Here is a 25522-nt window from a genome sequence, read left to right as displayed (position 1 = left end):
TCAGTTTCCCTCTTGTTGTTATTCGGGTATCGAGTGCAGTAACTCACGTATTTTCGACACGGTTTCGACCGCGGATGGGTTGTCGCCGTGAACGCACAGTGAGTCGATACTAATCATTCGCTCGTTACCATCTTTGTCAATAATAGGCTCGCGTCGAGCAAACCGGTTCGCTTGTTCAAGTACATCGGCTTCCTCGGTCAGAACCGAGCCGCTTTGCTTTCGTGATACAAGCCGACCTTTATGGTTATAGCGACGGTCTGCAAAACCCTCAAACCATAAGTAAACGTCATAGTTAGATGCTAATGCCTGCCACTCAGAGTTTTGCGGCGTTGCCATAACCATCAGTGGTAGCGGTTGACGTTGTTGGGTTTGCAAGTAACTAACTGCCTTACACACCGCTTTAAATATCTCACTGTCACGCAGCATATCATTATACAACGCACCGTGAGGCTTAACGTAAGCAACCGATTCATCATAACGTGCGGCGATACCATTAAGTGCACCGACTTGATACATGATGAGAGCAATAATTTCTTGCTCTGAGCAGTCCATGTGCCGCCGCCCAAAACCAACAAGATCTGGATAGCTCGGGTGGGCTCCAATCTTGACTTGGTGTTGTGCTGCCAGTGCCACCGTCTGAGTCATCGTCAGTGGGTCGGATGCGTGAAAGCCACATGCAATATTAGCGCAGTCGATGTGCGGCATGATAAGTTCATCCTCGCCCATCTTATAAGCGCCAAAGCTCTCACCGATATCACAGTTGAGTGTAATTTTTCTAATCGTATGCGTATTCATACGACAAAGTATATCATGATTTGGTTTTGTCTTGTTTACGTGCGGTAATGTCACCTGTTAACCGAGTGTAGCTCACTGCAAACAAATACAACCCGACACCGATACTGGCAATTTGCAGGGCAGGTAAAGCCAGCACGACTAGCTGGTGTTTAGCGAAAATAGCGACAGCACCCACGAGCCCCATCGTCGTTAAGCCGCTTGCTATCAAAGTAATCGGAGGCAGCCAACTTAATAGCTTTTGAATACGCAACAATGCGAGTAAACCACCCAAAATGATGCCCCATGCAACTGGCACACCCAGTTGATACCAACTCAATTGATAGTCAGCAATCGCAGCGACTAATTGGTCTTGTGAAGCGGTATAAAAAAATAGACCCACCGCGCCCGCTAAAATGACAATTCGCTTAAAAAGATTCATGCCTGCTTTCCTTACAGCGCTAAGCTCACACAATAAATAATAATGCCTATCACGGGCACCCAAACAATTGGAGACTGATACCACTTGAGCGGCTGTTTACTTTGTTCATTCAGCTTATTTAACGTGGGCAACCGATACAGCCAAATTAAAGCCACCAGCATTAAGCCTGCGCCCGTTAGCCGAATGATAGTATCAAACTCACTTACGACTCCGAGTACGGCTAAAAGTAAACCTACAATCAGCAGTACTATTGCAGTAACACGTTGCCACATTTATTCACCTCGTTATTATTATGCTTTGGTCGAATACCACCATAACGCTTTTTTAACAGACAAAAAAGAATATGTTACCTTAGAGCCTACGCTGACACGGATAGAACAATACATGCAGATAGTTAAACGAATGGCGCTGATCATTGCGGCCGCTGGCGTGACCTTTGGTTTAATCGTAATAAGTATCGTCGTATACCAATACACCATCATGGCACCCGACCCACCCCATGCCGGTGACTGTCAGTTACAACAACTCGAACAAACTCAAGATCGTGCCGCTGAAGTGCACACCTATCAATGTACTCGCGGCTCAGAAACCACTTGGCAGGGCACCGAGATATGGCTCTATGAACCTTTAACTGAAGAGTGGCAGCGGATATTAACCGTTGCAGGTGAACCCTGTGTGCGTATTCACCTCAACGACCGTCGTTTAACGGTTTCACATGCGGCCAATAAGCTCGATTTTAACCTCGCTGAACCGGTCTTTATCTACAAGGATAAAGACGGCACAAGCCATAGCTTGGCCGTCGCAATCGATAACCAAGCAACGGCATGCGATGATTAATTAGGTCAGTTTGAGCACCCAACTCAGTGGCAAGCGCTTCATTAAAAAGCCAATAACGCGCCACGGCCAACCGGGTACATAGGCTTTGACGGGCGCTCTTTCTATGGCTTTTACCAATTTACGACAGCCCTCTTCGGTGCCAATCATAAACGGTGTGTTCTTTACTTTTTCATTAATTTCCGAGCGAATATAACCCGGGAATAATGTGGTGACTTTGATAGGACTGTTCTTGCCATAGGTCTTAAGCAAATCAGCGCGGATCCCTTCCGACATCGATGCTAAACCGGCTTTGGTTGCCGCATATACCGTCATTGCACGAGGCATACCGCGCAATGCACTCATCGAAGCGATGGTGATCAAATGACCTCGTTCTTGTGCTCTGAAAATACCCATAGCCGCCTCGCATTGCGCCAACGCTGCAACGAAGTTCGTTTCAGCCGTGGCTCGATTAGCAGCAAAGTAACCCGTGCCTAACGAAGCACCTTTGCCCATCCCTGCATTAACAACGATTTTATCAATCGAGCCTGCTTCTGATTTAAAACGCTCAAACACGTCAAATACATCGTTGTGTTGGTTAACATCAAGCGCTGCAATGTATACGTTAGCCTTTGGGTAAGCTTGCTCGATGTCACTTTTTAACGCTTCTAAACGCTCAATACGCCGAGCACACAGGCACAAGTGGTATCCCTTGCTGGCGAACTCTTTCGCCATACCCTCGCCGAGCCCCGAGCTCGCGCCAGTAATTAATACGGTTTGCTGTTCTTGCATAGTACACGTCCATTTATTGTTTTATTTTGCGACGGCAACGCCATAACAAGTAGTTGACCAAAAACCAGAAGTTTTTAAACGCTGGATTATTCGTCTGCTTATGGTGGTAACGATAATAAATCTGCTGTGCAATTACGGCGAGACGGAATAAACCAAACACCTCATAGAACTTAAAGTCAGCCACCGCTACGCCCGTCTGCTGGCAATAATAGGCGATGATTTCTGCTCGATTTAACATGCCTGGGTAATCACTCGGCTGACGCTTCGTCGCTCGGGCTATTTTATCGTCGTCGGACTGAATCCAGTAGGCCAACGCATTACCCAAGTCCATCAGCGGGTTACCGAGTGTCGCGAGCTCCCAATCAAGGATACCAATGATGTGAGTCGGGTCATCGGCATCCAATACTAAGTTATCCAAACGAAAATCATTGTGCGTCATACAAATGGTCTCTTCGTTTGGTTGGTTTTCTCGAATCCAGCGCATGATGCCTTTAGCGCCAAATACATTCCATGTTTTCGCCCGTTCGAATCGATTGCACCACCCTTCTACTTGGCGCTGGGTATAGCCCTTACCCTTTGCTAACCGTTTTAAGCCCGATTCATTGATATCCACGTTATGTAACGCGACAAGGCGGTCAATCGCGTTTAAACAGAGTTGCCGCGCTTGTGGTTCACTTAATTCCAGTTGGCGAGGAAAGTGACGACGCGGAATAATTCCCTCAACATGACGCATCACATAAAATTCAGCACCGATAACCGACTCATCCTTGCAGTGTGCAAGCACCTCCGGCACCTCTGGAAAATGAGGCTTGAGCGCCTTTTGGAATCGATATTCACGTCCCATGTCGTGGGCAGATTTCGCCTTAGTACCATCGGGTGGGCGCCGCAAAACAAGAGTAATATCTCGGTAGTCGAGTCGATAAGTCCAATTTGATGCCCCACCGGTATACTGAGTAATGGCTAAATCGCCCGAAGACTCACTGACCACCTCAGGTAGTTCGGCTTTTAGCCACGCATCAAGTGACTCAATCGGTAATGACTCTTCCGTTCTAACGGGAGAAGACTGGTCAAGTACGCTATTTGCATCAACGCTCATTCATTCGCTCCTGCCATGCTCTTACTTCAGTTTTAGCAATGGTTGCACGATGCACTGCGTCAGGGCCGTCGGCAATACGCAATGATTTAGCGACCGCTAATAAACCGGGTAAAGGCGTATCATGACACATCGCGGCGCCACCATACAGCTGCATGGTTTCATCCACCACACGTTGCAGTACTTGCGGCGCGACCAATTTAATTGACGAAATCGCTTTAATCGCCTTCATTGCACCCATCTTATCAATTTGCCATGCTGCATGAAGGGTGAGTAAACGCGCTTGATCAATGGCAACCCGTAAATCTGCGAGACGTTCTGTATTGCCACCCAACTTTAACAAAGGTTGCCCAAACGCAATACGCGATGTGCCACGCTCGATAAACATATCGAGTGTGCGCTCGGCGGCACCGATGGCGCGCATGCAATGATGAATACGGCCTGGACCTAAACGCCCTTGCGCTATTTTAAAACCTGCACCCGGTCCTACGATGATATGGTCCTTAGGTACGCGCACATCATCAAATACCACTTCGCCATGACCATAAGGCGCATCGTATTCGCCTAGCGCAGGGAGCATGCGCTCAATATATACGCCGGGTGTATTTAAAGGCACAACCACCATCGAGTGACGGCTGTGCTTATCAGCATCCGCGTCCGTCAAACCCATTACGATGGCAAATTGAGCGTCGGGATGCCCGAGCCCGGTGCTCCACCATTTACGTCCGTTTATCACCCACTCATCGCCGTCAGCGGTAATCGTGGTTTGCATGTTGGTTGCATCAGATGACGCCACATCAGGCTCCGTCATACAAAACACCGACCGAATATCCCCTGCCAGGAGAGGTTCAAGCCATTGCGTCTTTTGCGAGGCACTGCCAAAGTGGTACAACACCTCCATATTGCCGGTATCAGGTGCATTACAATTAAAGATTTCCGGTGCCAATAAGCTGTGTCCCATACACTCGGCAATAGGCGCGTACTCGAGTGTTGTTAGCCCCCGCCCAAGCTCAGCGTCGGGCAAAAATAAATTCCACAAGCCCGCTTTTTTAGCCATTGCTTTTAATTCAGCTACATGCGGTGGCACCTGCCATTCACGCCAGTGAGGGCCGGCATTAAGACGTTGGTTTTCTTTACGGTAGTCAGACTCATAAGGGACGATATGCTGTTCGATAAATTCTTGTACACGTGACAAATAATCACGACTTTTATCTGAAAGTGAAAAGTCCATTCTACGTTTCCTTTAAATACCCAATAACCACATTGTAGGCATGAATGATTTTCTGGTACAACCAGTTTAAGTCGATTACTCCGCTTGCACTAGAGTCAAATTTCTATTACGGTCAACTACAAAATATAAAAATTTACTTATGCGCTTAATAATATCCGCCTTCCTACTTTTGCACTTATCAGGCTGTACAGCCCTCGTTGCTGACCAAGTAGCCCACCCCCATGGGATGAATCTAAACTTTACCGATGAACAAGCAGCTCAAGAAATCTTTAGTCTGCAGTCCCGTAAGATCGGTAACCTCGATTACTTTTATGGCTCCGCCGCTGGATTTGCTCAACAAGAAAACGCGTTTGAAAGCACCTTTACTGTGGCGCTGACAAACAGCAAAACAGGCACCACTACGACAACCCAATATCACTATGACGACAGCCACGCTCGTAAACTTTCAAAACAAAGTGAGCCGCGCGGTCAGGTCATTATGCTACACAGCTACAGCACCGATAGCCGTTCACTTTATATTGATAGTCGAGCACTCCGGGCGCAAGGGTACGACGTGTTGCTGTTCGACCTGAATGGTCATGGGCGTGCACGCGATAAGCCGATGAGTTTTGGTCCGGCGGATGTTGAACGTTTGCATCAATTAGTCACTTTGATCCGTGACAACTCAGACTTGCCGCTGTTGCTGTACGGAAAATCCTATGGTGCAAGCGTAGCTGCACAATATATCGCGAAGCATGGCAAGATCGATGGTTTCATCGGCATCGCCCCGATGAATAACTTTACCGAAGCTGCGCTTATCGAAACAAAACGCAGTTCGCCTTGGCTAACCCAATTTATTGGCGATGATTATATTACCGCAGGTATTGAACGCGCTGCCGCTTCGGTCGGAGCGAATGTCGAGAAGGCCAATACTGCACGTATTTTGGCTAATCAGTTACAACAAGCTAACTGGCCACCATCACTCATTTTTGTTGGTGAGCTTGATAAACTGAGTAAAAAGGAAACCTTTACCTCGTTTGATGACAACTCAAACGTTAAAGTCATCACCCTACCCGAGCGCCCACATATCGCGATGATGGTGTACGACAACAAGATCGATAAACAGCTATCTGAATGGCTTGTGATGTTTGAAGAGGGAAAATTACGTTAAACACATTACGTTAAACGTAAGATACAAAAAACCCGGCGCAAGGCCGGGTTTTTTATGAGCTTAAACAACGTTGATTACCAACCTGTTTTCTCACGTACTGCTTTGCCGATATCAGCCAAGCTACGTACAGTCTTAACGCCAGCTGCTTCAAGTGCAGCAAATTTCTCGTCTGCTGTACCTTTACCGCCTGCGATGATCGCGCCGGCGTGACCCATACGCTTACCTGGAGGCGCAGTGACACCTGCAATGTAAGAAACAACAGGTTTGGTCACGTGGTTTTTGATGTATTCTGCAGCTTCTTCTTCTGCAGTACCACCGATTTCACCGATCATGACAATAGCTTCGGTCTCTGGATCCTTCTCGAACAACTCTAAGATGTCGATGAAGTTAGAGCCTGGGATCGGGTCACCACCGATACCAACACAAGTAGACTGACCGAAACCTTCGTCAGTAGTCTGCTTAACGGCTTCATAAGTCAATGTACCAGAACGCGAAACGATGCCGACTTTACCTTTCTTGTGAATGTGACCTGGCATGATACCGATCTTACATTCATCAGGAGTGATAACGCCTGGGCAGTTTGGACCAATCATACGAACACCTTTGTGCGTCAAGTATTCCTTAACGTACAACATGTCCAATGTTGGGATACCTTCAGTAATACAAACAATCAGTTCGATACCCGCATCTGCAGCTTCGATGATTGAATCCTTACAGAAAGGTGCCGGTACGTAGATAACTGATGCTGTTGCGCCAGTCGCTTCCACCGCTTCTTTAACAGTGTTGAAGACAGGTAGACCTAAATGCTCTTGGCCACCTTTACCCGGTGTTACACCGCCAACCATTTGCGTACCATACGCAATTGCTTGCTCAGAGTGGAACGTACCTTGACCACCAGTGAAACCCTGGCAGATAACTTTGGTGTTTTTATCGATCAAAACGCTCATTATTGACCTCCTGCCGCAGCAACCACTTTATCAGCAGCGTCAGAAAGGCTTTCTGCTGCGATAATGTTTAGGCCACTTTCATTCAATTTCTGCGTACCTAGTTCAGCATTGTTACCTTCAAGGCGAACAACAACCGGTACTTTAACGCCCACTTCTTCGACGGCACCGATGATACCTTCAGCGATCATGTCACAACGGACGATACCACCAAAGATGTTAACCAGTACGGCTTTCACAGAGCTGTCAGACAAGATGATTTTGAATGCTTCAGAAACGCGTTCTTTAGTTGCACCGCCACCAACGTCAAGGAAGTTTGCAGGTTCGCCACCGCTTAACTTAACGATGTCCATCGTACCCATCGCCAAACCAGCGCCGTTAACCATACAACCGATGTTGCCGTCGAGTGCAACGTAGTTGAGTTCCCACTTAGCCGCTTCTGCTTCACGCGCGTCGTCTTGTGACGGATCGTGCATTTCGCGGATTTTTGGCTGACGGTACAATGCGTTGCTATCGATGCCTACTTTAGCGTCTAGGCAGTGCAAGTTGCCTTCGTCAGTGATAACGAGCGGGTTAATTTCAAGCAATGCCAAGTCGTATTGCTCGAACATTTTCGCTAAGCCTAAGAAGATTTTGGTGAACTGCTTCACCTGATCTGCAGAAAGGCCCAATTTGAAACCTAATTCACGACCTTGGAAAGGCTGTGCGCCTACGGTCGGATCGATTTCAACTTTCAAGATTTTCTCTGGTGTTTCTTCAGCGACTTTCTCGATTTCAACGCCGCCTTCAGTTGATGCCATGAACACGATTTTACGTGAACCACGGTCTACAACTGCACCTAGGTAAAGCTCGTCTGCAATGTCAGTGCAGCTTTCAACTAAAATCTTAGCAACCGGCTGACCATTTTCGTCGGTTTGGAAAGTTACTAAGTTTTTACCTAACCACTGCTCAGCAAAAGCGCGAACTTCGTCAGTGCTTTTTACCAACTTCACACCGCCCGCTTTACCGCGGCCGCCAGCGTGAACCTGACATTTAACAACCCAAGTGTCTCCACCAATACGTTTTGCCGCTTCAACTGCTTCATCAGCAGTATCGCACGCAAAACCTTCAGATACTGGCAAACCAAACTCTTTAAAGAGTTGCTTACCCTGATACTCATGCAAATTCATGATGCTCTTCCGATTCGTTGAAACAACAAAAGCAGCGAAATGCTGCCTACCCGAATACCGCGCCGAATTCTAACGCGTACGGCGCAAAAATAACAGCCGTAAGCTGGAATCCAACTTACGGCTGAGTGCTCAGCGTCTTTAGATATCCAGGATAAGACGTTGAGGATCTTCCAACAGCTCTTTAACCGTGACTAAGAAGCCAACCGATTGTTTGCCGTCGATAATACGGTGGTCATAAGACAGTGCCAAATACATCATTGGCAATATCTCAATTTTACCATCCACCACCATGGGGCGTTCTTGGATTTTGTGCATACCCAAAATCGCGCTTTGTGGTGGGTTCAAAATAGGAGTTGAAAGCAGTGAACCAAACACACCACCATTGGTGATCGTGAAGTTTCCGCCCTGCATTTCTTCCAATGTGAGTTTTCCATCACGTCCTTTGATAGCCAAATCACGAATACCGTTTTCCATGTCTGCGATAGACATTTTGTCGGTATCACGTAACACAGGCGTTACCAACCCACGTGGTGTTGAAACCGCGATGCTTACATCGAAGAAGTTGTGATAAACGATATCATCACCGTCAATCGATGCGTTGACATCAGGGAAGCGTTTTAATGCTTCTGTGACCGCTTTAACGTAAAAGCCCATGAAACCTAAGCGTGTACCGTGTGTTTCTTCAAACACATCTTTGTACTTCTTACGAAGGTCCATAATCGGCTTCATGTTGATTTCGTTAAACGTCGTCAACATTGCCGTATCGTTCTTAGCTTGTAATAAACGCTCCGCGATACGTTTACGCAAACGCGTCATCGGCACACGTTTTTGGTCACGGTCACCCGCCGCTTGCGGCTGCTGAGACGCACTCTGGTTGCTGCTAGAGCTTGACTTAGACTGCTGACCTTTAACGTGTTTCTCAACATCTTCTTTGGTCACACGACCACCTTTACCGGTGCCTTTTACGTCACTCGGTTTCAAGCCGTGCTCGCCTAACAAACGACGTACGGCTGGGCCCGCAACTTCGCTGTCGCCTTCATCTTTCTGCTCCGTTGAAGTGTCTTCAGACTTCGCTGAGGATTTATCAGCAGAGCCTGATGCAGCAGCGCCCGCTTCAACCGTGCCAATCACATCATCAGCACCCACAGTGGCGCCTTCGTCTTGCGTGATTTCAGCTAAGACACCATCTGCTGGCGCGACAACTTCAAGAACCACTTTGTCAGTTTCAATATCGACAAGGTTTTGGTCGCGCTTAACAGCGTCGCCTGCTTTCACATGCCAAGTTGCAATGGTTGCATCAGAGACAGATTCAGGTAACTGCGGTACTTTGACTTCAATTTTTTCGCCCGAGCCTGATTTTTCAGAAGCATTGTCGTCTTTTGACGAACTTTCTTCATTCTTATCTTCTTTAGCCGAATCTTTGCTATCGCTCTCGTCGTTGCTGTCGTCACCCGCGCCTTCTTCGATTTTGCCAATCACTTCTTCAGCAGTCACCGTGGTGCCTTCGTCAGCAATGATTTCGCCAATGACGCCATCGGCTTCAGCGACAACTTCGAGCACTACCTTATCGGTTTCGATGTCAACCAGATTCTGGTCACGCGACACTTTGTCACCTGGTTTTACGTGCCAAGTTGCGATGGTGGCATCGGCAACAGATTCGGGTAATTGAGGAACTTTAATATCAATCGCCATGGTTCATCTTCACCTATTTAATGGTTAGCGCTTCGTCAACGAGTTTTTGTTGCTGTTTATTGTGCTCAGATAAATAACCGACTGCCGGAGCAGCTGATGCGGCTCTGCCTCGATAGGTTAATTGAGCACCTGATGGAATAGCCGCCCAGAAGTTATGTTGGCTACTGTACCAAGCACCTTGGTTCTGGGGCTCTTCCTGACACCAAACAAAATCTTTGACGTGCTGATAATCTTTCATAATCTCTGCGACTTCTTCCGCAGGGAACGGATAAAGCTGTTCGATACGGATAATAGCCACATCATCTTGTTCGCGTTTACGGCGTTCTTGTAACAGATCATAGTAAACTTTACCTGAACACAAGACCACGCGTTTTACTTTTTTCGGATCCAAGTCATCAATTTCAGCGATGGCATTTTGGAAGCCAGTATTCTCTAAGTCACTCATTTCAGAGATAGCTAATGGGTGACGTAATAACGATTTAGGTGTCATCACCACAAGCGGACGGCGCACCGGACGCAATTGCTGACGACGAATCATATGGAACACTTGCGCAGGTGTCGTAGGCACACAAACTGACCAGTTATGATCAGCTGATAGCTGCAAGAAACGTTCAAGGCGTGCAGAAGAGTGTTCTGGACCTTGTCCTTCGTAGCCGTGCGGCAGCAACAAAGTCAAACCACATAAACGGCCCCACTTCTGCTCACCGGAGCTTAAGAACTGGTCAACCACGACTTGAGCACCGTTGGCAAAGTCACCAAATTGAGCTTCCCACATGACCAATGACTTGGGCTCAGCGGTCGCATAACCATATTCGAACGCAACTACCGCCGCTTCCGATAAGACCGAATCGTAGATCTCTACCACACCTTGATCATCTTTAATGTGATTCAATGGCATGTAAGTCGATGCATCTTTTTGGTTGTGCAACACGGCATGACGATGGAAGAACGTACCACGACCCGAGTCCTGACCGGTCAAACGGATATGGATACCTTTATCCAACAAGGTGGCATAAGCTAAGGTTTCTGCAAAACCCCAGTCCATCGGCTTATCGCCTTTAGCCATTTTCATGCGTTCTTGATAGACCTTAGCAACGCGAGAGTTCAGCTTATGTTCTTCTGGATACTGAGCAATCTTCTCACCCAATGTCGCAAGCGTCGATTTTGACACTTTATAGTCATAGTCGACGTCCCAATCGTTGCCCACGTACGGGCTCCAATCGACCGAATGCTTACGCATCGGACGGTGTTCTTCGACGACGACCTCACCCTTATCTAAGGCATCACGGTAGTCTTGTACCCATTGTTTAGCGTCGTCTTCACTAACCACGTTAGCCTTTGACAAACGCTCTGCGTAGATTTCACGCGGCACTGGGTGCTTTTTCACTTTCGCATACATCAGTGGCTGTGTAGCACTTGGCTCGTCTGCTTCGTTGTGACCGTGGCGGCGGTAACATACCAAATCAATTACAACGTCACGTTTAAAGGTATTGCGGAAATCCAATGCCAATTGCGTTACAAAGACCACAGCTTCAGGGTCATCAGCATTAACATGGAAAATCGGTGCCTGAACCATCTTCGCAATATCAGTACAGTACTGAGTTGAACGCGCGTCTTCTTGCTTAGATGTGGTAAAGCCAACTTGGTTATTCACCACGACACGTACCGAGCCGCCTACCTGATAAGCACGCGTTTTAGACATGTTAAATGTCTCTTGTACGATACCTTGACCAGCGATTGCCGCATCCCCATGAATGGTTATCGGCAATACTTTATCGCCTTTAGGATCTTGTAGACGATCCATGCGCGCGCGCACCGAGCCCATAACCACTGGATTAACGATTTCTAAGTGTGATGGGTTAAAGGCTAGCGCCAAATGAACATCGCCGCCGGGCGTTGCAAAATCTGACGAGAAGCCCATGTGGTATTTAACGTCACCTGAACCTTTGTTTGCCGCATGTTTGCCGGCAAACTCATCAAATAAATCTTGTGGCTTTTTACCGAGTACATTGACTAACACGTTTAGACGACCTCGGTGGGCCATGCCAATAACGACTTCTTGCGTGCCCTGCTCGCCTGAGCGACGAATCAATGACTTCAATAGTGGAACTAAGCTATCGCCACCTTCGAGTGAGAAACGCTTAGCCCCTGGAAACTTAGAGCCTAGGTATTTTTCTAAACCGTCGGCAGCAGTCAGTTCACGTAAGATGCCGGTCTGCTGCTCTTTATCAAAGCTTGGCTTACCGCGAACACCTTCTAAGCGCTGCTGAATCCAACGTTTTTCCTCTGTCGACACGATGTGCATATATTCTGCACCAATCGGGCCACAATAAATATCTTCTAACGCTTTGTGAATATCCTTGAGTTTCATCGTTTCGCTGCCAACGGCTAGCGAACCAACGTTGAACTCACGGTCCAAATCGTCTTTAGTTAAATCATGAAAAGCAAGTGAAAGGTCGGGTACCTCTTCTTGTTTCCACAAGCCAAGAGGATCGAGGTTAGCGTGTTGATGACCACGAAAACGGTATGCATTAATGAGCTGTAAAACGCGTACTTGTTTCTGATCCGCTACTGACGACTGACCGCCAGCTTGCTTGAGTTTATTCTTCGCAAGCGTACGAAACTGTTCCCGTACGTCACTTAATTTAGCATCTACTGCATGGTCATTGGTTGGCAATGAGTCGAACATATTTCGCCACTCATCACTCACTGCAGTAGGATCATCGAGGTAAGCTTCGAACATTTGTTCGATATAAGCGATATTGCCTCCGGCTAGATGCGATGATTCTAGCCATTCACGCATTACACCCTCTTGCATTGCGTATCCTTCACACTCAATTTGTTCAAACTATAAGAAATAGCCATCCGTGAGCCGGATGGCCATCTTCAGCATCAATTATAACGATTTCTTGCTAAGGCGCTGCAATTAAACTGCACGGCTCAGCAACATCGATTTAATGTGACCGATTGCCTTAGTTGGGTTCAACCCTTTAGGACAAACATTCACACAGTTCATGATGCCGTGGCAACGGAACACACTGAAGGCATCGTCAAGATCATCAAGACGTTGTTCAGTCGCCGTGTCACGACTATCGATCAAGAAACGGTATGCATGCAACAAACCGGCAGGACCGATAAACTTATCTGGGTTCCACCAGAATGATGGGCACGAAGTTGAGCAACAAGCACAGAGAATGCACTCGTATAAGCCGTCTAACTTCGCACGCTCTTCTGGCGATTGCAGACGTTCACGCGCCGGTGGCGTTTTCTCATCATTGATAAGGTACGGCTTAATTTTCTCGTACTGTTTGTAGAACTGACTCATATCTACAATCAAGTCACGGATGACCGGTAAGCCAGGTAACGGACGAATCACGATCTTGCCACCTTTCAAAGATGACATTGGCGTGATACAGGCCAAACCATTTTTACCGTTCATGTTTAAACCGTCAGAGCCACACACGCCCTCACGACATGAGCGCCGGAACGCTAACGACGGATCTTTTTCTTTCAATTTAATCAAAAGATCCAGCACCATCAAATCCTGATTCTCTTCAATTTCAAGAGAATAGTCTTTCATGTAAGGTGCGTCATCAACATCCGGGTTGTAACGATAAATCGAAATATTAACTGTTTTCATCGTTTTAACCCCTTATTAATAAGTACGTGCTTTCGGAGGGAAAGCTTCACGTAGCTTAGGTGCCATATTCACTTCACGCTTAACCATCTGCTCGTCTTCTGGACGGTACACACTGTGTACTAACCAGTTATCATCATCACGGTCAGGATAGTCAGCACGACTGTGCGCACCACGGCTTTCCGTACGGAAGTTGGCCGCCACAGCAGTAGAATAAGCTGTTTCCATCAAGTTATCGAGCTCCAAGCACTCAACACGCTGCGTGTTGAACTCTTTCGATGTGTCATCCAAACGTGCATTTTTCAGACGCTCACGGATTTCTGCCAGCTCTTTAAGACCATCAGCCATCGCATCGCCTTCACGGAATACCGAGAAGTTCATCTGCATGCATTGCTGCAAGTCTTTCTTAATCTGCGCAGGATCTTCACCTTTCTGGGTATTTTCCCAACGGTTAAAGCGGCTTAGCGCTGCATCAACATCGTCTTTTGACGCTTCGCGTGCTTCAGCATTCGCAGCCAAGTGTTCACCTAAGTGCATACCTGTCGCACGGCCGAATACGACCAAGTCAAGTAATGAGTTACCACCTAAGCGGTTTGCACCGTGTACCGATACACAGGCGATCTCACCACAAGCAAACAGACCTTGTACTGGTTTTGATTGACCATCGCTATCGATGTCCAATACTTGACCGTTCACGTCTGTTGGAATACCACCCATCATATAGTGACAGGTTGGGATGACCGGAATCGGTTCTTTAACCGGATCGACATGAGCAAACGTGCGTGATAAGTCGCATACACCCGGTAGACGGCTTTCAAGCGTCTCTTTACCCAAGTGATCGAGCTTCAATTTCAAGTGCGTGCCCCAAGGGCCATCGCAACCACGACCTTCGCGAATCTCGGTCATCATTGAACGTGCAACGACGTCACGTGATGCCAAATCTTTTGCGTTTGGCGCATAGCGTTCCATGAAGCGCTCGCCATCTTTGTTAAGCAAGTAACCACCTTCACCACGGCAACCCTCGGTTACCAAGCAACCTGCACCTGCGATACCGGTTGGGTGGAACTGCCACATTTCCATATCTTGTACAGGTACACCGGCACGCAATGCCATACCTACGCCATCGCCCGTGTTAATGTGCGCGTTGGTCGTAGAGGCATAAATACGCCCTGCACCACCGGTCGCCAATACGACCGCTTTAGCTTTCACATAGTAGACTTCGCCGGTCTCAATATTCATCGTCGTGACACCGCACACAGCGCCGTCTTGGTTTTTAACGATGTCGAGTGCATACCACTCAGAGAATACCGTAGTCTTGTTTTTCACGTTTTGCTGGTACAGTAAATGTAGCAAAGCGTGACCTGTGCGGTCAGCAGCAGCCGCTGTGCGCGCCGCTTGCTCGCCGCCAAATTCTTTTGATTGGCCACCGAAAGGACGCTGATACACTTTACCATTTTCAAAACGAGAGAATGGCAAGCCCATGTTTTCGAGCTCTAAGATCGCTTCTGGACCGCTCTTACACATGTACTCAATTGCGTCTTGGTCGCCGATATAGTCTGACCCTTTGACGGTATCAAACATATGCCATTGCCAATCGTCTTCGTGGGCGTTACCCAGCGCAACGGTGATACCACCCTGCGCAGAAACAGTGTGAGAACGCGTTGGAAACACTTTGGACATCAACGCACAGCTCATACCTTCTTGGGAAATTTGCAACGCAGCACGCATGCCTGCGCCGCCCGCGCCGATTACAACGGCATCAAATTCTAAAGTTTTTACGTTCACTTAAACACCCCACAGTACAAACAAGCCAGTGAGCCAAACGATGATGAGCCCAACGCTGAATACGAACTGAATAAAAGCGCGTACACCCGAGGCTTTAACATAGTCCGTAAGTACTTGCCAGATACCAATCCAGCCGTGTACTAACACGCCGGTAAGCGCTAACAACGTGAACACTTTCATCCACAAATTCGAAAATAAGCCCGTCCAGTTGGCGTAGGTTACGTCCGCTGTTGACGCAAAGAAGCCCACCATGAACAAGACATATAGCAACATAACGACTGCTGAAGCACGCAACAAAATGAAGTCATGCGGGCCGCTACGTCCAAAGGTTCCAGCTTCTCTTACCATAACCACACCCCTACTAAAACTGACACGATAATCGAAATCACGATGGATGCAGTGGCACTGGCGCGGCCTGAATCAAGCTCTTCCCAGAAGCCCATATCCATGATCAAGTGACGAATACCAATGATTAAGTGGAATCCTAACGCTGTCAAAATACCCCAGCCAATGAACTTCGCGATAAAGCTAGTCATTATGCTTTCTACTTGAGCAAACCCCTCAGGACCACTGAGAGACGTTGCGAACGCCCAAATCAAGAAGGCCAGTGACACAAGCATAACGACACCGGAAACCCGATGCAGGATAGATGCTTTGGCAGCGGCAGGAAACTGAATGGTAGATAAGTCTAAGTTTACAGGTCTTTCTTTTTTCACGATAGATTGCCTTTCAATAAAGCACCAAGAAATGTAAAGAATGCCCGGAGCACTGTTAATTAATGCCACCTCGACGTATGTGAGTATATCGACCATAGCATTGAATTACAATGTCCAATGCCTATAACGGACATCGAAAGAATTTGGATTAAGACTAAAGTTGTATCTCGCATAAAAATGTAATCCTGTATTCACTTTATGCACGTATAATGATCGGGTAGTCGTAGCCAAGTCCTTTACAAAAATTGACATTTGGCACGCATTTCGAGTTAAATTAGCGCACTTTTTAAAAAGTAGATGCAAGGAGAAGTCCTTATGGCTGATCGTAAAGCCACTTTACAGATCGATGGACAGTCAATTGAGTTACCCGTTTTATCCCCTTCAGCTGGTAAGGATGTCGTTGACGTTCGCAGCTTAGGCAAACACGGATATTTCACCTTTGACCCAGGATTTTTAGCGACCGGCTCATGTGAGTCTAAAATCACGTATATTGACGGTGAAAACGGTGTCTTATTGCACCGCGGATACCCGATTGGCGATCTCGCCACACAAGCGGATTATCTAGAAGTCTGCTACATGTTGCTTCATGGCGAAGCGCCTGACGAAAAGCAATACCAAGATTTCCGTAAGACCATCACAAAACATACGATGGTGCACCAGGGCTTGCATAATTTCTTTAATGGCTTCCGTCGCGACGCGCATCCAATGGCAATGTTGTGCGCGGTGACAGGCGCATTGTCTTCGTTCTACCATGATGATTTGGACATTCATGACGCGGATCAGCGCTTGCGTAGCGCCTACCGCTTGATCGCGAAGATCCCAACAATCGCAGCGATGGCATATAAGTTCAGCATTGGTCAACCGTTCGTTTACCCACGCAACGACTTAGGCTATGCCGAAAACTTCCTGAACATGATGTTTTCTGTACCTGCAGAGGATTATGAAATCAGTCCTGCTGTTGCAAAAGCAATGGACCGTATCTTTATCCTTCACGCCGACCACGAACAAAACGCTTCAACGTCGACTGTTCGTTTAGCGGGCTCTTCAGGTGCTAACCCATACGCATGTATCGCGTCAGGTGTTGCATCGCTATGGGGTCCTGCACACGGTGGCGCGAACGAAGCGTGTTTGCGTATGTTGGCTGAAATTGGTTCAGTAGAAAACATTCCTAAATACATTGAAAAAGCAAAAGACAAGAACGACCCGTTCCGTCTTATGGGCTTTGGTCACCGTGTTTATAAGAACATGGACCCACGTGCAACGGTCATGCGCGAGTCATGTCACGAAGTACTGAAAGAATTGAAACGTGACGATCCACTGTTGGATGTTGCGATGGAACTTGAGCGCATCGCGCTTGAAGACGACTACTTTGTAGAGAAGAAGTTGTTCCCGAACGTCGATTTCTACTCGGGCATCGTACTCAAAGCGATTGGTATTCCAACCAACATGTTTACCGTAATCTTTGCACTATCACGTACGGTAGGTTGGGTATCACACTGGCACGAGATGATGAGCGAAGAGAGCCAAAAAATCGGCCGTCCTCGCCAACTATACACTGGTCACACACAACGCGACTTCAAACCTATCAAGAAGTAAGCTGTGATGTAGTGGATATGCAAACAAAGCGCCCCTCGGGGCGCTTTTTTTTGGCTCGAGTTAAGGGTAACAATAACTCTCTACCCCATCACAACATCCAAATAAGCGATTGCCTCAATCGATATTATTAAGAGTACATACGATTAAATCCCGCGGTTTACGTGCAAGACACCAGTAATTTCATTATAATACAGCGCAATTTTGTCTATTGCGCCGCTAATGGCATTTACAACATATAGAGAGGCTTATGCAGCAAGTAGTTAACGTACAGCAACCCGTAATTACTCCGCGTCGCTTCAAAGTTTACCAACATCGTCAGTTGGATAAGATTGAAGCACTTAAACGCGTACCCGATGATATTCGATTCGAAATGAAAGTGGTCGCGAACGTATTGCCGTTCCGAGTCAACGAGTATGTTTTTAATGAGCTCATCGACTGGGAAAACGTACCTAACGATCCGCTGTTTCAGCTCACCTTTCCACAAAAGGATATGCTCGATCCTAGTGCATTCCAACGTATGGCTGATTTGATGTCAGGCAAGCATACGACCAATGAAGTCTTTGACCTCGCTACTCAGTTGCGCCAAGAGATGAATCCGCATCCAGCCGGACAAATGCAGATGAACGTACCTCATGTTGATGGCGAACCACTGCCAGGCATGCAGCACAAGTATCGCGAAACGGTTTTATTTTTCCCTGCTCAAGGTCAGTACTGCCATAGCTATTGCACCTTTTGTTTCCGCTGGGCTCAGTTTGTCGGTAAAGCGACGCGCTTCAACTCCAATGATGCCGATCAACTACATCGCTATCTGGCACAGCATAAAGAAGTGACTGACTTACTCGTTACAGGCGGTGACCCAATGGTCATGCGTACACGTAAGTTGAAGCATTATTTAGAGGGGCTACTGCAGCCTGAATTCGACCATATTAAAACGATCCGTATTGGCACCAAAGCGCTAACATTTTGGCCTTATCGCTTTATTACTGACCCTGATGCAGACGAATTAATGCGTTTGCTTGAAAGGCTTGTACGTGGCGGTAAACACGTCTCCATCATGGCGCATTTGAACCATCACAACGAATTACGCACCGAAGTCTGCGAAGAAGCAATTCGTCGTTTACGCGCCACAGGCGCACAGATCCGCTGTCAGGCGCCTTTATTACGCCACATTAATGACGACCCTATAGTATGGGCGGATATGTGGGAGCGCGAAGTGCAGCTCGGTATGATCCCCTACTACATGTTTGTCGAGCGTGACACGGGGGCTAAACGTTACTTTGAAGTGCCACTTGAGCGTACATGGGAAGTATTCCAACAAGCTTATCAACAAGTATCGGGTATTGCGCGCACGGTTCGAGGTCCGTCGATGAGTGCAGGTCCTGGTAAAGTTGAGGTACAAGGTGTCACTGAGGTGGCGGGCGAGAAAGTGTTCGCGTTGCGCTTCATTCAAGGCCGTAATCCGGACTGGGTACAACGTCCATTCTTTGCAAAATATGACCCAGACGCAACTTGGTTACATCAATTGAAACCGGCCTTTGGTGAGGACAAGTTCTTTTTCGAAGATGAGTATGCACAAATGGCAGCGATGGACTAACCATCGCTGCTACGCGCTTTATTTTATACGCTGGCGGGCTTGCTCTAAGTCCTCTGGCGTATCAATTCCAGCGGCGGGTGGCATAATTGCCTCAGCGACGTGAATTTTCTCGCCATGCCATAGCACGCGCAACTGCTCCAATGACTCTATACGCTCAAGCGGGCTCTCATTCCAAGCCACATAGCGTTTAATAAAGTCCGCACGATAGGCATAAATGCCGATATGTCGCATGTAACCATCGACCTGTTCAGGCTGCTGGTCGTTCAATGACTTAAATTGGTCACGGTTATACGGAATAGGCGCTCGACTGAAATAAAGCGCGTACCCTGCCGAGTCACACACCACTTTTACTGCATTCGGGTTGAACACTTCATCGGTGGTCGCCATCGGCACCGCTAATGTCGCCATCGGTGCAACACGTTGATTCGCCAAGTTATCAGCCACCTGCCGGATAATTTCAGGCGGAATAAAAGGCTCATCACCTTGTACGTTAACCACGACTTGATCTTCTGAAAGCGCTAGTTGTTCGACAACTTCGGCAAGACGTTCAGTACCCGATTGGTGATCACTGGCAGTGAGCATACTGCGTCCACCAAAACGCTCAACCACGTCAGCGATTCGCTGGTCATCTGTTGCAATAATCACTTCCGCAGCACCGCTTTGTAACGCACGTTCGTATACGTGTTGGATCATCGGCTTGCCGCCGATATCCGCTAACGGTTTGCCTGGCAAGCGGCTTGACGGGTAGCGTGCTGGAATAATGACGGTAAAACTCATAAAGGTACCTGTTCCATTTCTTCTGAATTTAATGACTTGGCCTTTTCACTCATTAATACGGGAATTCCCTCTTCGAGTTCAAACGCTAATTGCTCGCCGCGGCAAACCAGCCACTGCTTAGCTTCATGCCAAACTAATCGCCCTTTACAACTCGGACAAGCTATTATATTCAGTAAACCTGTATCAAAACTCACAGTTAAACCTCATTTATGGATATGCCGAATCGCCTCGAGCAAGTCAGCATTAAATTTCTCAGGAAAGTGTGCAGATATCGGTTGATAGTACCAATTATCGGCGGCTATGCCACGACACTTCGCCGCATCTTTTTGTGTCATCAGCAATGTTTTATTTTGGTACTGTCGTAAGTCATCGGCAGTAAATCGATAATGATCGGGAAACGCTTGAGTACTCTCAAGCTTGATATGCTGATGCTGAAGACTGGTAAAAAAGCGCTCCGGGTTACCAATTCCAGCAACCGCATGAAAGGCCGTGCGTTCGGGTAGCTCAACTTCTTCATCATCGATTACGCGGCGCCACGGCTGTGCTTTAACCTCGCCGACATAATGTGCAAATGGATGTTGCGCATAAAGTGAAATGACCCAACGCGCACCGCGCAACCGCCAAGGCCCTTCTCGCAGGGGACCAGCAGGTAATAGCCAACCGTTACCCAAGCCACGCTCAGCATCGACTAAAATTAATTCCAAATCTCTACCCAGCGCGTAGTGCTGCATACCATCGTCACTTATCACGAAATCAACATCCGGATGCTCGGCAACTAACTGCCTAACCGCATCAGCACGTTTGGGACTAATCACCACAGGGACGTCGGCTATCTGTCGAATCATGAGTGGTTCATCGCCAGCGAGCTCTGGGCTGTCATCCGTGGTCACTACGTGCGGGTATTGCGCGTTAGCACCGTAGCCACGACTCACAATACCAGGCGTGTAACCCTCTGACTTAAGCAACTCAACTAAAGCAATAACCGTAGGCGTTTTACCCGTGCCACCCACACTGATATTGCCAACTACAAGTACAGGTACAGGTGCTTGATATATTTTTAAAATACCAAAGCGGTACAACGACCGTCGCAGATTAGTCAATAACCAAAATAGGAGTGATAAGGGGGTCAGCAGGTACAGCAGTGGATGCAAACGCTTACGATACCACTGCCTCTCCAGCCACATTTTAATTCACCCCACTAAATTGCAAGTTATGTAACTGATAATACGGACCCTCATTGTCAAGCAGCGACTGATGGTTTCCGCGTTCGACAATGTGTCCATTGTCCATCACTAGAATCTCATCGGCATTCTCAATCGTGGATAATCGGTGTGCAATGACAATTGAAGTCCGATTGGTACGTAAAACACCCAGTGCTTTTTGAATATGCCGCTCAGACTCGGTGTCCAGCGCTGACGTTGCCTCATCGAGAATCAGTATAGGAGCGTCTTGCAGAAGTGCTCGAGCGATAGCGATACGCTGTCGCTGCCCCCCCGATAGCATCACACCGTTTTCACCGACCATGGTATCTAAGCCATGGCTCATATTATCGGTAAATTCAGTCACGTAAGCTTGTTCAGCGGCTTTGATGATATCTTCCCGAGATACATTTTTAGATGTGCCATAAGCAATATTATTGGCAATCGTGTCATTAAATAAGGTGACATGTTGTGATACCAAAGCAATTTGGCGGCGCAAACATTTAAGACGGTAGTCTTGTATGTTTCGCCCATCAATGGTGACCTCACCTTCACTAACATCGTAAAAGCGCGTCAATAAGTTCGAAATAGTCGACTTACCACTTCCTGAACGCCCAACCAATGCCAGTGTTTTGCCTTCATCAACCGCAAAACTAATGTTTTCTAAAGCCGGATCATCATGTTCATTGTAGCGGAACGTAACATGGTTAAATTTAATATCCCCTTTCACTCGATCCACCATGTGGGTGCCTTTATCCACTTCAACCGGTTGGTCGAGAATACCAAAAACACTCGTTGCTGCGGCTAAACCGCGTTGAAAGTCACTGTTCACATTACTCAACTGCTTCAATGGTCGCAGCAGCATAATCATCGATGTCAGCAACGTCGTGAATGCACCCGCCGAAAGGTTTTGCAACATTTCGGGAAAGCTGGCTATTACCAGCACCATGGCTAGACTCAGTGAAGCAATAAACTGAATCACCGAAGTACTAATCGCACGCGTACTCACTAACTTCATATTTTGGTTGCGGGTGATGTTATTGATTTCACCAAAGCGCTTAGATTCTAATTTTTGGCCTTCGTGCATCACGACGACTTTGTGACCATTAATCATCTGTTCGGCCGTCGTTGTAACGTTACCCATCGCGGTTTGAATACGGCCACTTACTAGACGAAACCGCTTTGAGACAACCGCGACAAACTTGGCGATTACAGGACCAATCACTAAAAACACCAAACTCAACTGCCAGCTCTGATAAAACATCAGACACAACAAGCCCACCACGAAACCACCGTCACGAATAAGCACCAGTAGAGCTCGGCTCGACGCTTCGGCAACTTGCTGAGTGTCATATGTGATTTTGGAAATTAAGTCGCCCGTCGAATGGTTATCGTGAAACGAAACAGGTAGCTTCATGAGGTGTTCAAACAGTTGCTGACGCATCCGTGTCACTACTTTAAAGCCGACCCAGCTCAAGAAGTAAGTCGAAATAAAGTTAAATAATCCGCGCACAATAAAAAATACCGGCACGAATACAGCCCCCCAAAGCAAAACACTCGAGTCTTGTTGGGTTAACCCTTCATCAATTAGGGTCTCAATTTGCGAGAAAAATAGAGTATCGACGCCGGCGTAGCCCAACATACCAATAATAGCGACGATAAAAGCAGATCTGTAAGGCTTTATATATGATGCGAGCCGCTTCAGCGTACTCGGTTGTTCCTTTTTAGAATCCATGCAATGCCATTAGTTTCTGAAAATCCCCGCTATTTTATCTGCTTTATATCACTGTTGGCTAGTCGAACTGTAGGACTTTGCATTCGTTTTATCGAATAACATGGGTGTTTTGAGTGTCCATGACTGGGCATCTATCTCAATCGATAGCTGCCCATAGTCCGCTGTAGTGGCCCACTCACTACCAGATTCAAGTACGCGCTGGTGGGTATACTTGTCTGGCATTCCATAATTATTTGCACCGCCAACACTCACCACGGTCAGTTGCGGCTGAGTCGCTTTCAGCATCAGGGAGCCTAGCGAAAAAGCGCTACCATGATGCGGAGCAACCAATATTTCGACGTCACTGACACGCTTTTCTTCCACCAATGTGCGCTCTTCGCCGAACCCAATGTCACCGGTGACAAGCCAGTCAATCGCACCGTAGGTAAACCAATATACACAGGAACTCGAGTTACTCGCTGCAGCGCGTGCCTGTTTAGGCCATACTACTTGCCATTGAATATCACGCCAGACACCGTTTTGTCCCGCCTGACAAGGTTTCTGCGTTAATGCGCCCGACCAGTCCACATCTGACAGACGCGCTTGTGCCGTACGCCAGTCGCCACTGTGATCGGCATCTTGATGTGTTAGCGAGACGCGCTCGATACGTAACCCACGCTGTTTGATAAAGGGGTCAATAACCGATTCAAAATGACTCCGCCCCATGTAAAATCGGCGCCCTAAATCGATTAGCCAAGCCGCGTTATCACGCTCAATCACTAGCGCCTGGGCTTGGCCTACGTCTAAAACATGAAAGCTCACGTCTGATTGATGCCAACGCCCCCAAAGCACGAAACCAGCGAAAAGTCCCCCCAAGGCGCCACTCATCCACCAGTAATAACGCATGAACCACAACGGCAATAGGAGTACCAACCCAAGCAACCAAAGCAAAACATTTTCGGTTGTAACGGAACTTCCATCCAACCATCCGATAGGTGTCTTTGCGAGCCATTCCAATAGGGGCTGTAGCACGATCAACGGCTGTTCGGCTAACCACCATAAGTTTGCGGCAAACGTGTCTGCCCAAGTAATAGCAGCAATGGCCCCCATCAAGGTTAATGGCAGTACCCAAAAAGCAAAAACCGGCACTACTAGCAAGTTACTGAGTGGCGCAACCAAAGAGACTCCGCCAAATATCGTCAATGATAGCGGTCCCATCAACGCTAAAAATAGCAGCTGTAAATAGACCGTTTGAAGCAACCTTATTGCCCAACCAACGGACGAGTTTACTCGCCATCCCCATTGGCATAATAAAATCACCGCAACAGCCAGTACCGAAAACCAAAAGCCGATATCGTGCCAACTGCCAGGATCGATCACGATAAGAATCACAGCGGCATGCCAAAGCCTTTTCCAGTCACGCGTCGTTAAGCCAAGCCAACGCTGCCCCCAAAATAACAGCAACATGAGCCAAGCGCGTTGAGCTGAAATTGCATAGCCCGCTAAACTGGTATAAAGCAGTGCAACAACCAAGGCAACAACAGCGGCAACGGGGTTTAATAACAAACGCTCACGATTAAGTAAAAACTTGCCCTTATGCGGCAGGCTTGCAATACCGCGTTGGAGCATTAAAAAAATGAGTCCCGCTACTAAACTGATATGTAACCCAGAAATGGCCATCAAGTGTTGCAGTCCATTGCGCTGCCATACATCACGTTGTTCAAATGGGATACTGCCGCGGTAACCGATAGCTAGAGCCTGTAACATTCCAGCAAATTCGAGTTCAGCCGCCTCAAAAGCCCGATAAACACGCCATCGCACCGACGCTTCAACCTGTGTAAGCTGCATCTGTCGCACGTAACCTTGTTTGACTAATTGCTTTGCCCACAAGTAACGAGCAGGTCTTGCCGAGCCTTGATTCCAGTATGTGGTCGGCATTTTAAGCTTAATTTGCGCGCGATACTGTTGCCCCGGACTCAGTGTCTTTCGCGGTAGGTCGCCGTACCAATAGAGTTGCACCCGACATTGGCAATACTCAGTTATTACTTCATTACCCCGATGGACTCGAGATAAGGTAGCAACAAAGCGACTACGTTCATCACTGTGATAATCAATATTTTCGATAGTTAGATAGACTGAAAGCCACTGCCTTTCTGGCAACTGAGTGTGTTGTTGAGCGAGGTTTGATACAAAATGAGTTCCAATCAGTATCCCTATACAAAGCATAATAAATTGGTTGAGAAATTTTCGGGTGTGGCGGCAAAACGGTACAGCACAAATCGCTACAACAATCACTAAAGCGACTAGCCACTTTTCGATTAAGTGAGTAGAATACAGCGCCATAACTGTTCCGGCGAGCAAAGTAAACGAGCTGTATCCCATTCGGTGTTTCCAGTTCAGTCGCACA

General features: G+C 47.5%; 23 protein-coding genes. 4 read left to right on the top strand and 19 right to left on the bottom strand.

The features are described from left to right. Positions 1-18: 18 nt before the first annotated feature. The 3 genes from BFR57_RS03045 to BFR57_RS03035 are packed head-to-tail and all read right to left on the bottom strand — an operon-like array spanning position 19 to position 1485. On the bottom strand, positions 19-795 hold the full coding sequence (locus tag BFR57_RS03045) for a 5-oxoprolinase subunit PxpA (RefSeq protein ID WP_071462570.1): 777 nt from the start codon (positions 793-795) through the stop codon (positions 19-21). Positions 796-808: 13 nt separating this feature from the next. Continuing rightward, entirely contained in the window at positions 809-1213 is a 405-nt protein-coding gene (locus BFR57_RS03040) for a hypothetical protein (RefSeq protein WP_071462569.1), read from the bottom strand. Positions 1214-1224: 11 nt separating this feature from the next. Beyond that, on the bottom strand, positions 1225-1485 hold the full coding sequence (locus tag BFR57_RS03035; protein ID WP_071462568.1) for a hypothetical protein: 261 nt from the start codon (positions 1483-1485) through the stop codon (positions 1225-1227). Positions 1486-1597: 112 nt separating this feature from the next. Between BFR57_RS03035 and BFR57_RS03030 the strand changes: the two genes are divergently transcribed. Continuing rightward, positions 1598-2050 (top strand): hypothetical protein, encoded by a 453-nt coding sequence (locus BFR57_RS03030; RefSeq protein ID WP_083405008.1) that lies wholly within the window; start codon positions 1598-1600, stop codon positions 2048-2050. Here the strand turns inward: BFR57_RS03030 and BFR57_RS03025 are convergent, their stop codons facing one another. From BFR57_RS03025 to BFR57_RS03015, 3 genes are read right to left on the bottom strand one after another with little or no spacing between them, the layout of a single operon-like run. Then, positions 2051-2818 carry an SDR family oxidoreductase gene (locus tag BFR57_RS03025; RefSeq protein ID WP_071462567.1) on the bottom strand — a complete coding sequence of 256 codons (768 nt, stop codon included), beginning with the start codon at positions 2816-2818 and terminating at the stop codon, positions 2051-2053. Positions 2819-2831: 13 nt separating this feature from the next. Beyond that, complete coding sequence (locus tag BFR57_RS03020; RefSeq protein WP_071462566.1) at positions 2832-3914, bottom strand: phosphotransferase family protein; 1083 nt, start codon at positions 3912-3914, stop codon at positions 2832-2834. Then, on the bottom strand, positions 3904-5142 hold the full coding sequence (locus BFR57_RS03015) for an acyl-CoA dehydrogenase family protein (RefSeq protein ID WP_071462565.1): 1239 nt from the start codon (positions 5140-5142) through the stop codon (positions 3904-3906). Before BFR57_RS03015 ends, BFR57_RS03020 begins: the two co-directional genes overlap by 11 nt. A gap of 226 nt (positions 5143-5368) precedes the next feature. Here BFR57_RS03015 and BFR57_RS03010 point away from each other — a divergent pair, with 226 nt between their 5' ends. Beyond that, positions 5369-6292: an alpha/beta fold hydrolase gene (locus BFR57_RS03010; protein ID WP_071462564.1), complete on the top strand. Its 924-nt coding sequence runs from the start codon at positions 5369-5371 to the stop codon at positions 6290-6292. Between the two features lie 74 nt (positions 6293-6366). On the opposite strand, the gene sucD is transcribed toward BFR57_RS03010, so the two are convergent. The 8 genes from sucD to sdhC all read right to left on the bottom strand — a co-directional run bounded on the left by sucD (position 6367) and on the right by sdhC (position 16235). Further along, complete coding sequence (gene sucD / locus BFR57_RS03005; protein ID WP_006955516.1) at positions 6367-7239, bottom strand: succinate--CoA ligase subunit alpha; 873 nt, start codon at positions 7237-7239, stop codon at positions 6367-6369. Beyond that, the gene (sucC, locus tag BFR57_RS03000; protein WP_006955517.1) at positions 7239-8405 is read right to left on the bottom strand and encodes an ADP-forming succinate--CoA ligase subunit beta; all 1167 of its coding nucleotides are present in this window, start codon (positions 8403-8405) and stop codon (positions 7239-7241) included. Before sucC ends, sucD begins: the two co-directional genes overlap by 1 nt. A gap of 138 nt (positions 8406-8543) precedes the next feature. Then, a complete protein-coding gene (gene odhB, locus BFR57_RS02995; RefSeq protein ID WP_071462563.1) occupies positions 8544-10097 on the bottom strand; it encodes a 2-oxoglutarate dehydrogenase complex dihydrolipoyllysine-residue succinyltransferase in 1554 nt (517 codons plus the stop codon). Positions 10098-10110: 13 nt separating this feature from the next. Next, a complete protein-coding gene (locus tag BFR57_RS02990; protein ID WP_006955519.1) occupies positions 10111-12915 on the bottom strand; it encodes a 2-oxoglutarate dehydrogenase E1 component in 2805 nt (934 codons plus the stop codon). A gap of 108 nt (positions 12916-13023) precedes the next feature. Beyond that, the gene (locus BFR57_RS02985; protein WP_006955520.1) at positions 13024-13737 is read right to left on the bottom strand and encodes a succinate dehydrogenase iron-sulfur subunit; all 714 of its coding nucleotides are present in this window, start codon (positions 13735-13737) and stop codon (positions 13024-13026) included. A 15-nt stretch (positions 13738-13752) separates the two neighbouring features. Then, complete coding sequence (gene sdhA / locus BFR57_RS02980; protein WP_071462562.1) at positions 13753-15519, bottom strand: succinate dehydrogenase flavoprotein subunit; 1767 nt, start codon at positions 15517-15519, stop codon at positions 13753-13755. Continuing rightward, on the bottom strand, positions 15520-15867 hold the full coding sequence (sdhD, locus tag BFR57_RS02975; protein WP_006955522.1) for a succinate dehydrogenase, hydrophobic membrane anchor protein: 348 nt from the start codon (positions 15865-15867) through the stop codon (positions 15520-15522). Further along, the gene (gene sdhC, locus BFR57_RS02970) at positions 15861-16235 is read right to left on the bottom strand and encodes a succinate dehydrogenase, cytochrome b556 subunit (RefSeq protein WP_071462782.1); all 375 of its coding nucleotides are present in this window, start codon (positions 16233-16235) and stop codon (positions 15861-15863) included. The genes sdhD and sdhC overlap by 7 nt, the downstream gene beginning before the upstream one ends. Before the next feature lie 315 nt (positions 16236-16550). On the opposite strand from sdhC, the gene gltA reads away from it, so the two are divergent. After that, positions 16551-17831 carry a citrate synthase gene (gltA, locus tag BFR57_RS02965; RefSeq protein WP_071462561.1) on the top strand — a complete coding sequence of 427 codons (1281 nt, stop codon included), beginning with the start codon at positions 16551-16553 and terminating at the stop codon, positions 17829-17831. Positions 17832-18078: 247 nt separating this feature from the next. After that, entirely contained in the window at positions 18079-19425 is a 1347-nt protein-coding gene (locus BFR57_RS02960; protein ID WP_071462560.1) for a KamA family radical SAM protein, read from the top strand. An 18-nt stretch (positions 19426-19443) separates the two neighbouring features. Here the strand turns inward: BFR57_RS02960 and kdsB are convergent, their stop codons facing one another. Genes kdsB through BFR57_RS02935 form a run of 5 tightly spaced genes read right to left on the bottom strand, consistent with a single transcriptional unit; the run spans position 19444 to position 25497 of the window. Further along, on the bottom strand, positions 19444-20202 hold the full coding sequence (kdsB, locus tag BFR57_RS02955) for a 3-deoxy-manno-octulosonate cytidylyltransferase (protein ID WP_071462559.1): 759 nt from the start codon (positions 20200-20202) through the stop codon (positions 19444-19446). Further along, positions 20199-20396, bottom strand: a complete 198-nt coding sequence (locus BFR57_RS02950; protein WP_071462558.1) for a Trm112 family protein — start codon at positions 20394-20396, stop codon at positions 20199-20201. The genes kdsB and BFR57_RS02950 overlap by 4 nt, the downstream gene beginning before the upstream one ends. A 9-nt stretch (positions 20397-20405) precedes the next feature. Continuing rightward, positions 20406-21386 carry a tetraacyldisaccharide 4'-kinase gene (lpxK, locus tag BFR57_RS02945; RefSeq protein ID WP_071462557.1) on the bottom strand — a complete coding sequence of 327 codons (981 nt, stop codon included), beginning with the start codon at positions 21384-21386 and terminating at the stop codon, positions 20406-20408. A 1-nt stretch (position 21387) separates the two neighbouring features. Then, complete coding sequence (gene msbA, locus BFR57_RS02940; protein ID WP_071462556.1) at positions 21388-23136, bottom strand: lipid A export permease/ATP-binding protein MsbA; 1749 nt, start codon at positions 23134-23136, stop codon at positions 21388-21390. A 48-nt stretch (positions 23137-23184) separates the two neighbouring features. Beyond that, positions 23185-25497: a DNA internalization-related competence protein ComEC/Rec2 gene (locus BFR57_RS02935; protein WP_071462555.1), complete on the bottom strand. Its 2313-nt coding sequence runs from the start codon at positions 25495-25497 to the stop codon at positions 23185-23187. Between the last annotated feature and the right edge of the window lie 25 nt (positions 25498-25522).

Origin of the sequence: Idiomarina sp. MD25a (assembly GCF_001870515.1) — a bacterium.
Classification (GTDB): Bacteria; Pseudomonadota; Gammaproteobacteria; order Enterobacterales; family Alteromonadaceae; genus Idiomarina.
The sequence above is the reverse complement of the archived record's forward strand: the minus strand, read 5'-3'. Positions and strand labels throughout refer to the sequence as shown.